This window comes from Parasphingorhabdus sp. JC815, assembly GCF_040717415.1.
Lineage (GTDB): Bacteria > Pseudomonadota > Alphaproteobacteria > Sphingomonadales > Sphingomonadaceae > Parasphingorhabdus.
Genome location: NZ_JBFEFM010000001.1, coordinates 715,530 through 729,230 on the forward strand (window position 1 = coordinate 715,530; position 13,701 = coordinate 729,230).

Annotated in this window: 12 protein-coding genes; 5 read left to right on the forward strand and 7 right to left on the reverse strand. The window is 50.3% G+C overall.

Annotated elements, in window-relative coordinates; translation table 11 throughout:
• The first annotated feature begins 121 nt into the window (after positions 1-121).
• On the forward strand, positions 122-1,375 hold the full coding sequence (gene fabF, locus AB1K62_RS03425) for a beta-ketoacyl-ACP synthase II (protein ID WP_367001261.1): 1,254 nt from the start codon (positions 122-124) through the stop codon (positions 1,373-1,375).
• A 7-nt stretch (positions 1,376-1,382) separates the two neighbouring features.
• On the forward strand, positions 1,383-2,354 hold the full coding sequence (mltG, locus tag AB1K62_RS03430) for an endolytic transglycosylase MltG (RefSeq protein ID WP_367001263.1): 972 nt from the start codon (positions 1,383-1,385) through the stop codon (positions 2,352-2,354).
• A 66-nt stretch (positions 2,355-2,420) separates the two neighbouring features.
• Here mltG and AB1K62_RS03435 read toward each other — a convergent pair whose 3' ends face one another.
• The 6 genes from AB1K62_RS03435 to miaA all read right to left on the reverse strand — a co-directional run bounded on the left by AB1K62_RS03435 (position 2,421) and on the right by miaA (position 9,934).
• Positions 2,421-3,392, reverse strand: coding sequence for a nitronate monooxygenase family protein (locus tag AB1K62_RS03435; RefSeq protein WP_367001266.1), 972 nt, complete (start codon positions 3,390-3,392; stop codon positions 2,421-2,423).
• 91 nt (positions 3,393-3,483) lie between these two features.
• On the reverse strand, positions 3,484-5,145 hold the full coding sequence (gene leuA / locus AB1K62_RS03440) for a 2-isopropylmalate synthase (RefSeq protein WP_367002053.1): 1,662 nt from the start codon (positions 5,143-5,145) through the stop codon (positions 3,484-3,486).
• A gap of 295 nt (positions 5,146-5,440) precedes the next feature.
• Entirely contained in the window at positions 5,441-6,460 is a 1,020-nt protein-coding gene (gene ilvC, locus AB1K62_RS03445; RefSeq protein ID WP_367001268.1) for a ketol-acid reductoisomerase, read from the reverse strand.
• 124 nt (positions 6,461-6,584) lie between these two features.
• The gene (ilvN, locus tag AB1K62_RS03450) at positions 6,585-7,100 is read right to left on the reverse strand and encodes an acetolactate synthase small subunit (protein ID WP_367001270.1); all 516 of its coding nucleotides are present in this window, start codon (positions 7,098-7,100) and stop codon (positions 6,585-6,587) included.
• Positions 7,100-8,845 (reverse strand): acetolactate synthase 3 large subunit, encoded by a 1,746-nt coding sequence (locus tag AB1K62_RS03455; protein WP_367002054.1) that lies wholly within the window; start codon positions 8,843-8,845, stop codon positions 7,100-7,102. Before AB1K62_RS03455 ends, ilvN begins: the two co-directional genes overlap by 1 nt.
• Positions 8,846-8,995: 150 nt before the next feature.
• Positions 8,996-9,934, reverse strand: coding sequence for a tRNA (adenosine(37)-N6)-dimethylallyltransferase MiaA (gene miaA / locus AB1K62_RS03460; RefSeq protein WP_367001272.1), 939 nt, complete (start codon positions 9,932-9,934; stop codon positions 8,996-8,998).
• Between miaA and serB the strand changes: the two genes are divergently transcribed.
• Positions 9,927-10,808 carry a phosphoserine phosphatase SerB gene (serB, locus tag AB1K62_RS03465; RefSeq protein WP_367001274.1) on the forward strand — a complete coding sequence of 294 codons (882 nt, stop codon included), beginning with the start codon at positions 9,927-9,929 and terminating at the stop codon, positions 10,806-10,808. The two genes, miaA and serB, sit on opposite strands and share 8 nt — an antisense overlap.
• Positions 10,809-10,825: 17 nt before the next feature.
• On the opposite strand, the gene AB1K62_RS03470 is transcribed toward serB, so the two are convergent.
• A complete protein-coding gene (locus AB1K62_RS03470) occupies positions 10,826-11,890 on the reverse strand; it encodes an SPOR domain-containing protein (RefSeq protein ID WP_367001276.1) in 1,065 nt (354 codons plus the stop codon).
• Between the two features lie 306 nt (positions 11,891-12,196).
• Between AB1K62_RS03470 and AB1K62_RS03475 the strand changes: the two genes are divergently transcribed.
• Together AB1K62_RS03475 and AB1K62_RS03480 are read left to right on the forward strand one after the other, a co-directional pair.
• Positions 12,197-12,919 (forward strand): ParA family protein, encoded by a 723-nt coding sequence (locus AB1K62_RS03475; protein WP_367001277.1) that lies wholly within the window; start codon positions 12,197-12,199, stop codon positions 12,917-12,919.
• A gap of 18 nt (positions 12,920-12,937) precedes the next feature.
• Positions 12,938-13,681 (forward strand): hypothetical protein, encoded by a 744-nt coding sequence (locus tag AB1K62_RS03480; protein ID WP_367001279.1) that lies wholly within the window; start codon positions 12,938-12,940, stop codon positions 13,679-13,681.
• Positions 13,682-13,701 lie beyond the last annotated feature (20 nt).

Sequence of the window (13,701 nt, forward strand, 5' to 3'; positions counted from 1 at the left end):
GAACGCTAAATAACTTTAAAGCGGCTCACCGGCCTGGGAAGTATTTCCTGAACCGGGAGCCGCTTTTAAATTAGGGCTGAAGGAATTAGGGTCGAGGCAGACCCGATAAAAGGAGTATAGCATGCGTCGTGTTGTGGTGACCGGACTAGGACTGGTAACGCCTTTGGGCGGAGATGTGGAAACAAGCTGGAAGAATATTCTAGCTTCAAAATCCGGTGCCGGACCAATTACGCGATTTGATGCCTCCGATCAAAAATGCCGTATTGCCTGTGAAGTGAAACCGACAGACCATGAATATGGTTTTGACCCTGATAAACGCGTTGATCACAAGGTTCAGCGTCAGGTCGACCCATTCATTGTTTACGGCATTGATGCCGCCGGACAGGCATTGGAAGATGCCGGCCTTACCGAAATGAGTGACGAGGACAAGCTACGCACAGGCTGCTCAATTGGCTCAGGTATTGGCGGATTGCCGGGAATTGAAAAAGAATCTCTCGTTCTTCATGAACGCGGACCGGGCCGGGTTAGCCCGCATTTTGTTCATGGGCGCTTGATCAATCTGATTTCCGGTCAGGTTTCGATCAAATATGGTTTGATGGGGCCTAATCACGCGGTTGTTACGGCCTGTTCCACTGGTGCTCATAGTATCGGTGATGCTGCGCGTATGATTGCGCTGGATGATGCCGACGTGATGTTGGCTGGTGGTGCGGAAGCGACGATTTGTCCGATCGGCATTGCCGGCTTTGCTCAGGCAAAGGCACTGTCCACTAATAATGATAATCCGCAAGCCGCCTCCAGACCCTATGACAAAAACCGCGATGGTTTTGTTATGGGTGAGGGTGCCGGTGTGGTTGTGCTCGAAGAATATGAACATGCCAAAGCACGCGGCGCGAATATTTATGGCGAAGTTGTCGGCTATGGCCTCTCAGGCGACGCGCATCATGTTACCGCGCCGCATCCCGATGGTGTTGGCGCATATCGGTCAATGGAAATGGCGCTGAAACGCTCTGGTCTCAGCACCGCAGACATTGATTATGTCAACGCGCATGGCACATCGACCATGGCCGATGTTCTGGAGCTGGCCGCAGTACGCCGTTTATTCGGTGATGATATCAAAACCATGTCGATGAGCTCGACGAAATCCGCGATCGGGCACCTGCTTGGCGGAGCAGGCGCTGTAGAGGCGATTTTCTCAATTCTCGCGATGCGGGATCAAATTGTCCCGCCGACATTGAACCTCGATGATCCTGAAGAAAGCTGTGAGGGCGTTGATCTGGTTCCTCATGTCGCCAGAAAACGCGAAGTGAAAGCAGTGCTTAGCAACAGTTTCGGTTTTGGCGGAACCAATGCCAGTATCATTGTAAAAGCTTTATAATCCCGCCATGCGGCGCCTCGGTTGCCTGGTCCTCATAGTCGGGGCTGTCATCTTTGCCGTTTTTGCGGCTAACTTCCTTTATGGCTGGAATGCTAGCGGGCCATTGGAAAATGATACCGAGATTATTATTAACCGGGGAGCAACCCTTGGCCTAGCGGCCAAACTCCTTGAGGAAGAAGGCGCGATTAAATCAGCGGACAGCTTTTTGAATCGCGCCAAAATTCTGGGAAGTTCCGAACCGATCAAAGCCGGTGAGTTTTTGGTTCCCGCTGGAGCAAGCAACGCGAATATATTGGCGCTGTTGCAAAGCGGTAAAACTATTCAGCGCCTGATAACCGTGCCTGAAGGGATGCCTTCGATCATGGTACATGAAACGCTGATGGCGGAAAAATTATTGACCGGAGATATTCCGGTTCCCGAAGAAGGTTCGATTTTACCTGATAGCTATAGTTTTGAACGCGGAGAAAAGCGCGCGGACGTTGTCGGGCGGATGCAACAGGCTATGAAGGATACAATCGCAGAACTCTGGCCGAAAAAAACGGCTGAATCTGTGGTAAAAACTCCGGAAGAGGCGATAATTCTGGCTGCGATTGTTGAAAAAGAAACCGCTATCGCCAGCGAGCGGAGAACAGTGGCAGCCGTTTATAGTAACCGGATCCGGCGCAATATGATGCTTCAGGCAGATCCGACGATTATTTATCCGATTACCAAGGGCAAACCATTGGGTCGGCGAATACGCCGGTCCGAAATCGCGGCTGTAAATGACTATAATACTTATGCGATGGTCGGTTTGCCGAAAGGCCCAATTGCCAATCCGGGGCGCGCTTCTATTGAAGCTGTTCTCGATCCGGTAAAAAGTGATTATCTTTACTTTGTTGCAGATGGCAAGGGCGGGCATATTTTCGCAAAAACGCTCGAAGAGCATAATGCCAATGTCGCGAAATGGTTTGCAATCCGCCGTGAACGGGGGGAAATGTAGTCCCCCCCCCGTTTAAGCTGTATTAGTTATAATATTGATACTGCTTGAGCAGAGAGTTTGCCCTGCTCAATAATCGGACCGCATTTTCAAGCTGTCCCGCGCCTCACGATATTCTGTTGTCAGACGGTCGACCATTTCCTGTACCGAAACCACTTCGTCAACGGCACCCACGCCTTGACCACAGCCCCATATATCTTTCCAGGCTTTCTTTTCCGTATTTCCGCCAGAACCAAAGTTCATGGTTTTATAATCACCCTGCGGAAGATTGTCGGGATCAAGCCCAGCATTTTCAATTGACTGGCGCAAATAGTTGCCGCTGACACCGGTAAACAGGTCGGAATAAACAATGTCACCTGCACGACCTTCAACGATTCCCTCTTTATATCCTTGGTCGGCATTGGCTTCTTTGGTCGCAATAAATGCAGAGCCCATATAACCAAGGTCAGCGCCCATCGCCTGTGCGCCAAGAATTGATGCACCGCAGCCAATTGCACCGGACAGGGCAACCGGACCGTCAAACCATTGGCGAATTTCCTGCATCAGAGCAAAAGGAGAAAGCGTTCCGGCATGTCCGCCAGCGCCAGCCGCCACCGGAATCAGGCCGTCGGCTCCTTTTTCAATCGCCTTGTGGGCAAAGCGGTCATTGATAACATCATGCATCGTAATTCCGCCCCAGCTATGAACAGCGGAGTTCAAATCCTCGATAGCGCCCAATGACGTGATGATCAGCGGCACCTTCCATTTTTCACAGGTTGCCATGTCCTGATCCAGACGATCATTGGATTTGTGAACAATCTGGTTCACTGCAAATGGCGCTGCCGGCTTGTCCGGATTATCCCGGTTCCATGCGGCCAGCTCCTCAGTGATCTGGTGAAACCATTCATCAAGCAGGGATTGTGGCCGTGCATTAAGCGCGGGGAAAGAACCGACAATACCAGCCTTACATTGGGCAATGACTAGTTCAGGGCCGGATACAATGAAAAGCGGCGATCCGATTAATGGCAAGCGAAGATTATCAAATATGGCTGGTAAGGTCATAGATTTCCCGTTTCAAAAATGTGTAATCCGCCATAACCGATGCGCTGACGGATTCCACTCTTATTTTAATCGGTTGCTTAAAAAGCTATGCCTATATCCGGTTGACCGCACTTAATAATGCTTCGACCGATGCTGTGGCGACATCGCTGTTGATGCCAACACCATAAAATTCACGGCCATCGCCGGTTTTACATTCGACATAGGTCGCGGCTTTTGCATCTTTACCCGAACCGAGCGCATGTTCCTGATAATCCATGATTTCCAAGGATACACCCAACGAAGAGGAGAGGGCGTCTACAACGCTTGAAATAAGGCCATTGCCGCGGCCACTAACCGAAATCTCGCCGTCCGGGCCTTTCACTTTGCCGACAAAGATACGCTCGGTACCAGTCTGGCTTTCCTGATAATCAATCAGACTATATTTACCACTGCCGTCCAGATGATAGCGTTTCTGAAACGCATCCCAAATATCTTCGGATGACAATTCGCGGCTTGTCTGATCTGCCAGCTCCTGGACAGTCCGGCTGAAATTGGCTTGCAGACGTTTGGGCAATTTCAAGCCCTGATCCTGTTCCAATATCCAAGCGATGCCACCTTTACCGGATTGGCTGTTAACCCGGATTACCGCTTCATAATCACGGCCAATATCGCGTGGATCAATCGGCAGATAGGGCACATTCCACAGGTCGTCGTTACGCTGTTCCTGTGCAGCGAATCCTTTTTTGATCGCGTCCTGATGCGAGCCGGAGAATGCGGTAAAGACCAGTTCACCAGCATAGGGATGGCGAGCCGGAACAGGCAATTGGTTGCAATATTCAACGGTGCTGACAATTTCATCCATATTGGAAAAATCAATCTTCGGATCAACGCCTTGCGTGTACATATTAAGGCCCAATGTCACCAAATCCACATTGCCCGTCCGCTCGCCATTGCCGAACAGACAGCCCTCAATACGGTCGCCGCCAGCCATCAGGCCAAGCTCCGCCGCCGCAATTCCAGATCCGCGGTCATTATGCGGGTGAAGACTGATCACAACATGGTCGCGCTTGCTGATATTATTGCAGATCCACTCAATCTGGTCGGCATAGATATTGGGCGTTGATGCCTCAACCGTGGCTGGCAGGTTCAGGATCAACGGCTTTTCGGCTGTTGGTTCCAGAATATCAATGACCGCTTCGGACACTTCCAGACTGAAATCAATTTCAGCGGTCGAGAATGTTTCGGGCGAATATTCAAAATGCCAGTCGGTATCAGGATATTTTTCCGCCTGTTCGCGCAAAATAGTCGCGCCTTGCTTGGCAATATCCTTCACGCCTTCTTTATCAAGTTTGAAAACAACTTCGCGCCACGCCGGAGACACAGCATTATACAGATGGACAATCGCCTGTTTGGCCCCTTCCAGACTGGCAAAACTGGTTTCAATCAGATCGCGGCGAGATTGGGTCAGTACCTGAACCATAACATCATCGGGAATATTGCCGGATTTCACCAATCCCGAAATAAAGTCAAAATCGGTCGCGCCAGCAGAAGGGAAACCGACCTCAATCTCCTTGATCCCCATTTTTACGAGCAGATCAAAAAACCGCTGTTTCTTGTGCGCGTCCATGGGATCGATCAGCGCCTGATTGCCATCGCGCAGATCGGTGGAGAGCCAGCGCGGAGCCTGTGTTATTGTGCGGGAGGGCCATTGGCGATTGGGCAAATCAATCTGGCCAAAGGGACGATATTTTTGTGATGGATTAGGATGCATGATAATACTCTTATGCTGCAAGCAAGGTCACGCAAAGCGCAAAATGCCTGTAAATTTCAATTTTTTCGAAAATAACCCTTAGACGGATGCAGCCGCGGTCGCGCAGCAGCTCAGGTACGCCTAAGGGCGCATAAGTCGTAGTAGCTCAAGGGTCGAGATACGTGTCATCGCAGACACTCATATCCGTTGGGGCGCAAAAATCAACCAGCTAGATATATTTTTTTGGCAATGGAACCAGTCATTCCAAAAGCAGGAGCCGCGCCACTATGCTCCCATAGCTGCGCGGCTCCGTAACGCTTTAGTTCTTTTCTTTGTCGACCAGTTTGTTGGCACCGATCCATGGCATCATTGCACGAAGCTCTGCGCCGGTTTTCTCGATCGGATGCGCTTCGGCAATCTTGCGGGCAGCTTTCAATTCCGGCTGACCTGCACGGTTGTCGAGAACGAAGTTTTTGACAAAGCGGCCAGATTGAATGTCAGCCAAAATACGCTTCATTTCAGCTTTTGTTTCGCTGGTAATAACGCGAGGGCCGCTTGTAATATCGCCATATTCCGCTGTGTTAGAGATGGAATAGCGCATGTTGGCAATTCCGCCTTCATACAGCAGATCGACGATCAGCTTGGTTTCGTGCAGACATTCGAAATACGCCATTTCCGGAGCGTAGCCAGCTTCGGTCAGGGTTTCAAAACCGGCTTGGATCAAATGGGTGATTCCGCCGCACAGAACAGCTTGCTCGCCAAACAGGTCGGTTTCGCATTCTTCGCGGAAATTGGTTTCAATGATGCCGCTGCGACCGCCGCCAACACCGGACGCATAGGCCAGCGCAACATCATGGGCATTGCCCGAAACATCGCGATCAATAGCGATAAGGCAGGGGACACCGCCGCCGCGCTGATATTCGCTACGAACCGTGTGGCCGGGGCCTTTGGGAGCGATCATCATAACGTCAAGATCGGCACGCGCCTCGATCAAGCCAAAGTGGACATTGAGGCCATGGGCAAAAGCGAGAGCAGCGCCTTGTTTCATGTTGTCGTGCAGGTCATCGGCATAAATTGCGGCCTGATGCTCGTCGGGAGCAAGGATCATGACAATATCGGCCCATGCAGCTGCTTCGGCATTGGTTTTAACAGCAAATCCGGCAGCTTCAGCTTTCTTCGCAGTCGCAGAACCGGCGCGCAGAGCAATGGCGACTTCTTTTACGCCGCTGTCACGCAGATTCTGTGCATGGGCATGGCCTTGACTACCATAGCCGACAATGGCGATCTTTTTGTCTTTGATAAGGCCAAGATCGGCATCTGCGTCGTAATAAACTTTCATTTTCTTTCTCCAGTATTTTTCGCCACCCTGAACTTTATTCGGGATCTGCCAGTCAGTGAATGACGCTTTGGATGCCGGAACAAGTCCGGCATGACGAGTGATTGAATAATGTAATCGACAAATTTTAAGCGATATCCGGACCCCGTCCAATAGCAACGACTCCGGTGCGGCCAACCTCAACCAGCCCGACTTCGCGCATCAGGCTTATGAAGGTTTCAATTTTACCAGGCGCGCCGGTAATTTCGAACACGAAACTTTCGGTCGTAGCATCCACAACCCGCGCGCGATAGATATCGGCAAGCCGCATGGCTTCTATGCGGATATCCCCTTTGCCGGCCACTTTGACAAGCGCCAGTTCCCGCTGGACATGAGGGCCGGATTCGGTCAGGTCACGAACGGTATGGACCGGCACCAGCCGATCAAGCTGAGCGATGATCTGTTCAATGACATGGGGCGGACCAGAGGTTGCTATCGTGATTCGGCTAATCGCATGATCGGCGCTGATATCAGCTACGGTCAGGCTTTCGATATTATAACCGCGAGCTGTAAACATGCCTGCAATACGCGCTAATATTCCGGCCTCATTATCGACCAGAACCGCAAGCACATGGCGTTCAACCTGTTCTTCGTTAATATGCATTAAACAAGCGCCTTTGCGTTATCGTCCATCGTTCCCTTCACATCCTTTTCCGACAAAAGCATTTCGGTATGCGCTGCGCCGGATGGGATCATCGGGAAACAATTAGCCAGTTGTGCAACCCGGCAATCAACCAGTACCGGGCCATCAGTTTCGATCATTTTCGTGATTCCCGCGTCCAGATCATCAGGGCTTTCAATCAATATTCCGGTCCAGCCATAGCTTTCCGCCAGTCTGATGAAGTCGGGAAGGCTTTCGGAATAGCTGTTTGAATAGCGGCTTTCATAGGTCAGTTCCTGCCATTGACGGACCATGCCCATATATTGATTATTCAGAATGAAAATCTTTACAGGAAGGCGATATTGGCTCGCCGTGCCCAGTTCCTGAATATTCATCTGGATCGAGGCTTCACCGGCAATGTCGATAACCAGTGCATCGGGATTGCCCAATTGTGCACCAATCGCCGCGGGCAGGCCATAGCCCATGGTGCCAAGTCCGCCGCTGGTCAGCCATTTGTTGGGCTGCTCGAAATCAAAATGCTGGGCCGCCCACATCTGGTGCTGTCCGACTTCTGTCGTGATGATCGGGTTACGTTCATGCGTGGCTTCCCACAATTTGCGAATGGCCTCTTGCGGCATGATTTCGGTTTTGCTGTCGGGATAAGCAAGACAGTTGGTCGCGCGCCAGCCCTTGATCCGCGCCCACCATTCCTCATAGTCGGGTTCTTTGAATTTACGGCCTTTCAATACGGCGAGCAATTGCTCCATCACGCGGCCAACATCGCCTATAACCGGAAGGTCAACGCGGATTGTCTTGTTGATCGACGACCGGTCAATATCGACATGTATTTTTTTACTGTTCGGAGAGAAAGCGTCAATCCGTCCCGTAATACGGTCATCAAAGCGCGCGCCGAGGCATACAATAAGATCGGCGCGGTTCATTGCCATATTGGCTTCAAATGTTCCGTGCATGCCAAGCATACCAAGCCATTGATCGGACGATGCCGGAAAAGCACCAAGGCCCATAAGCGTTGATGTCACCGGCGCACCCAGTAATTCGGCCAATTCGCGCAGAGTCTTGCTGGCTTTCGGGCCGCTATTGATAATGCCGCCGCCTGTATACAGAACAGGTGCTTTGGCCTGCATTATCATTTCAGCAGCTTCGTTCACGGCTTTGAATTCGCCGTCAACCTGTGGCCGATAACGTGTGTTTTTTAACTTTCTATGGGCGCTAAACTCGGCTTCCGCGACCTGCACGTTTTTCGGGATGTCGACGACAACCGGGCCAGGGCGGCCATTTACCGCGATGTGGAATGCTTCAGTCAGAACATCGGCAAGATCTTCGGGCTTTTTGACCAGATAATTATGCTTTGTGCAGTGGCGCGTAATGCCGATAGTATCCGCTTCCTGAAAGGCATCGGAGCCGATCAGATTGGTTGCAACCTGTCCGGTGAGAACAATCATCGGTATGGAGTCCATCAACGCATCGGTTATACCTGTAACCGCATTGGTCGCACCGGGGCCGGATGTGACCAGCACAACGCCCGGCTTGCCAGTAGAGCGCGCATATCCTTCAGCAGCATGCGTCGCAGCTTGTTCGTGCCGGACCAGTACATGTTTGATCTGGTTATGCTTATAAAGTGCGTCGTAAATTGGCAGCACAGCACCACCGGGATAACCGAATACGGTATCTACACCCAGATCAAGCAGGGTTTGAACCAATATCTCTGCACCGCTTTTCTCGGCCACTTTAAGCTCCATTATCACAAATTTACCCAGTTCACCCATGAAGGGCGGGCGTTTAATAGGCGATGCTGCACTGCAAGGCAATGAGCAACATCCACTCGAACTCGGCGCGCTACATATTTATATATGTTGTGTCAAGCATCAATTTTGTAATTATATAACAATATCTAGAATATTATCGTCATTTATTACCATGTTATAGTGTGGCCAATCTATGGGGCACTGATTCCGGAACCAGGTATATTGCCGTTTGGCATATTGGCGTGTGGCTGCCATCGCCTGTGACTGCGCCGCTTCCTGAGTGATTTCTCCCTTGATCAACGCGCGGATCTCCCGCACACCTATCGCCCGCATGACCGGACAAGCCTCCGGAAGGTTTCTATCCATGAGTGTCTCCACTTCATCCATCGCCCCTTCAGCAAGCATCATTTGAAAGCGACGATCACACCGCTCGTATAACCACTCTCGCGGCGGCAATAAGACTAATGGTCGCAAGCTGATCTCATCTGCAATACCGCCACTCAAACGGGCATGCCAATGATGCATCGGCTTGCCAGAGGACCGTACAACTTCAAGTGCGCGCATTATCCGGCTTACATCGCGAGGATTTAATCGCTCCGCCGATACCGGGTCTTCTGTTTCCAAAGAGGAATAGGCCTTGCTTACATCCAATTCCCGTACCTGCGCCCGCACGACAGGATCGATTTTCGGGATCGGAGCAATCCCATTGAGCAATGTTCGGACATAAAGTCCGGTGCCGCCAACCATAATAGGCAAAATATCATTCGCATGTGCGGCTGCAATCTCGCTTTTTGCATCCCTTGCCCAGCGAGCAGCAGAACAAGTTTCCGCTCCATCTATATAACCGTAAAGCCGGTGGTCTATGCCTGCCATTTCTTGTTTGCTAGGTCTTGCGCTCAATATACGCAGGTCGGAATAAACCTGTGCACTGTCGGCATTGATGATTACAGAGGGTTGCTTTTTTGCAAGTTGCAATGCCAATGCGGACTTGCCGCTAGCCGTTGGCCCAACGATTAATACGACATCATTAAACTGTTTAGACTTGTTATCTTTTGGAGAATTTATGCTCATCGCTACATTAATAGCAGCAGATCAACTGAAAAAGGGAGAATTAAGTTCGGCTGCAGACCGGTTGACTGATTCAGGTGCTGAAATTAGCCGGATTGGCGACATTATTGATGGCAAAGCCGCTGATATTTATTTTAACGGTGATTTGGCAACAGCGCGCCAAGCTCTAAAATTTGAGGGCGCAAAGACTGACTATGTGGTTCAATCTGCAACCAATCGGGAAAAAAAGCTGCTCATATCCGATATGGACAGTACAATGATCACGGTAGAATGTATTGATGAACTGGCAAGCTATGCTGGTATCAAAGAGCAGATTGCTGAAATTACCGAACAAGCCATGTTAGGCGAACTGGATTTTGAAGAAGCATTGCGGGGCAGGGTGGCTTTACTTGCCGGACTAGAACTCTCTGCGATTGATCAATGTCTTGATGAAAAAGTCCAAATCATGCCCGGCGCAAAAATATTGGTGCAGACTATGGCTGCACGCGGGGCAAAAACTATATTGGTTTCAGGTGGTTTTACCAGATTTGCCGACCCCGTCGCACGGGATATAGGATTTGCTATGGCAGAAGCGAATATTCTGGCAGAAGCAGATAGTCGTTTGACCGGTAAATTGAACGGCAATGTTGTTGACGCAGAACGAAAAGCAGAATTGCTTGAACAAAGCGCTCAAGCCGCCGGACTTTCGCTCGACCAATGTTTGGCTGTTGGAGATGGCGCAAATGATATTCCGATGATTGCATTGGCGGGCATGGGCGTTGCCTATCATGCCAAACCAAAAGCAGCTGAAGCCGCAGATGCAGCTATCAGCCACAATGACCTGACCGCTTTACTTTATATTCAGGGCATTGGGGCGAGCGAATGGGTAAAAGGTTAACCTCTGGTCAGAAACTGTCAGCGCGATTTTACAATACAATCGTTGCCGGAAGCTTTAACCTTGGTGCAAATATCGCTAGCTTGAGCCTTCGTAGCAAACGGACCGGTTTGTAGGCGAGTAATGGACCCGGCTTTAACCAAATAGGATTGTAGACCGTTGAGAGCGGCTACTTTTTTTCCAAGGACTTCCCAAAGTGCCTCAGCCCTTTTTTTATCACTGAATGCACCTAATTGTACGCGCCATTTGCCTTCTGTTGTTGGTCGGCCCTGAGCGGATTTTGTACTTAGCTTCGTAGCCGGCTTTGTAGCAGACGCAGTAACCGCTGGTTTTGCAGGTTTCGCAGGTTTTGCTTTTATTGTCTCTGGCGCTGCTCCAAGCTGGCTAGACGTTTCAGAGGGAGATGTGGGTGCTGGTGTTACAGTTTGTGAAGCCGGTACATCCGCTGTTTGAATTGCACCAGTCGATGCTGCGGGGCGTAAGCCACCGACTTGAGCGGTAAGAGTCTGTCTTTCACTTTTCTCCATCTGGCTCGCAAGTTTAATGCCGCGCCGTCTTTGATCCAGCGGAATATGCTTGTCCATCTGAGCCATGTTAGATGTAGCTTGCGATAGGCCTGCCGCAGAAGCACGTGTTATAAAGGCATAGGCTTTGACCCAGTCTTTTTCGACAAAATCACCGTTGAAATAACCTGTGCCCAGTACATATTGCGCCCGTGGCTCACCGCGGTTGGCGGAAGCTTGCAGATAGGGCAAAGCCTCTTTGCGTCGCTGATTCTGAAAAAGAATCAGTCCGTAATTGTCACTGGCCTGTAAATGTCCCTGATCCGCAGCGCTTTTATAATATTGTTCGGCTTTGGCCAAATCCATCGGCACGCCTCGGCCAAGTTTGTAAGCTTGCCCCATATTAAACTGCGCGTCTGCATCACCTGCGTTAGCAAGGCCCTGCCATTCGGCAACTGCAGCATTATAATCACCGCGGCTCCAGAAATCTACGCCATCCTTAACATCAGCCAATGCCGGTGATGTTAGTCCGAGCACGGCGAAAGTGGTTAGCAGGCGATGTGCCAATTTGATATTTCCCATACAATTAGGCCTTTTTTCTGCATATTTGTAAGATGCATCTTATCCGTAATTAGCTCTTAATGGCAATTAACAAATATTTGGTAACCATGATCAATATCGCAAATGCGGGTATAGGGATAATTATGGTTCCCAGAACCGAAAATCTATCGAAGGCTATCAGGCTCCATGTCCTTTCAAGTACGGCGCGGCTTGACTGAAAAAACACTGCTCACTTGTTAACCCTATTTTAGAGCTGTTCTGTCAGAGAAGACGATGAATTAATTTCAGACGTCCGAAAATATCAGCGAAAAGACTAAGGGGAATAGAGTGCGAGTTCTAGCAATGGCATCCCAAAAAGGTGGTTCTGGCAAAACAACATTGTCAGGGCATTTGGCCGTACAGGCCCAACTAGCAGGCGCTGGCCCGGTAGTATTGATTGATATCGACCCTCAGGGTTCTTTGGCCGACTGGTGGAACGAGCGCGAAGCGGAATTACCGGCTTTCGCCCAAACCACTGTGTCCCGTCTTGCCAATGATCTTGCTATCTTGCGACAACAGGGTTTTAAACTCGCTGTTATTGATACTCCGCCAGCTATTACAATGGCAATTCAATCAGTGATCTCGGTCGCTGAGTTAATTGTTATTCCGACGCGTCCCAGTCCGCATGATTTGCGCGCCGTAGGTGCGACTGTCGACCTATGTGAGCGTGCTGGAAAACCGCTTTTATTTGTCGTCAATGGCGCGACACCAAAAGCAAAGATTACTTCGGAAGCGGCAGTTGCATTGTCTCAACATGGCACCGTAGCACCCGTAACTGTTCACCACCGCACAGATTTTGCTGGCTCAATGATTGACGGGCGTACAGTTATGGAGGTTGATCCTAAAGGACGGTCTTCGCAGGAAATCCAACAGCTTTGGGGTTATATATCTGATCGGTTGGAAAAAAATTTCCGCCGAACCGTATTCTCATCCCCTGGCATGGCTCCGACGGCGAATGTCGGCATTCAGCGTTCCGGAGGTAATTTTGGCCGCCGGGTTTTCGGATCTTAAAGGGTAGGAGCAGAAAATATGAGCGAACCTAAGCCATTGGCCTCCCTGTCATCATCTCTATTGGCTCGCAAAGGCGGTGCAAAACCCGCCATGCGGCGTCAGGGAATGGCATTCCCTGCCTATTCTGATGATGAGAATGAGGATCTGGGTTGGAATGATATGGGATATGATACAAATCCCGACCATGACATGCCCCATTCCGGAATGCAGGGATCGGAGGATACAGGGCAATATCAATATAACCCGTTAGCCGGAGCAATTCCGGAAGTTGTTCCAGCGGTACGTAAACAGCAAGAAGAAATTGCGGCTAAACTGAGCCTGCAACCACCGCGAGATAATCAGACCACGGCTGAGAATGAAAAAACCGCAGCTTCCACTGAAGAGGAGTTACATCCAGTTGATCCACAACAAGCTGCTCCTGTTCTTCGGTCGATTCCGAAGGAAGTACCGTCCGTAGGGGAATCTCCAATTAGCGCAGAAAATGCCAGTACTGGTGATGTATTGGTTCCGCGCAAAAAAGTTACCAAAACCAAGCCATCTGCCAAAATCCGCCGGCCAGCACAAAAATCGCGGACACGTAAAGCCAAAATTGCGTTTACGCTTCGTTTGGACGCAGAGAGACATCTTAAGCTGCGGTTGGCTACAGCGGTAGAAAACTCTTCTGCACAGCAATTGGTAACCAGAGCGCTAGATGAATATTTGAAAACCATCCCTGAACTGGATGGCTTGGCAGAGCGTATTCCGTCACGCGGCAAAGTTTGAGCGTATGAGATTGAATATAG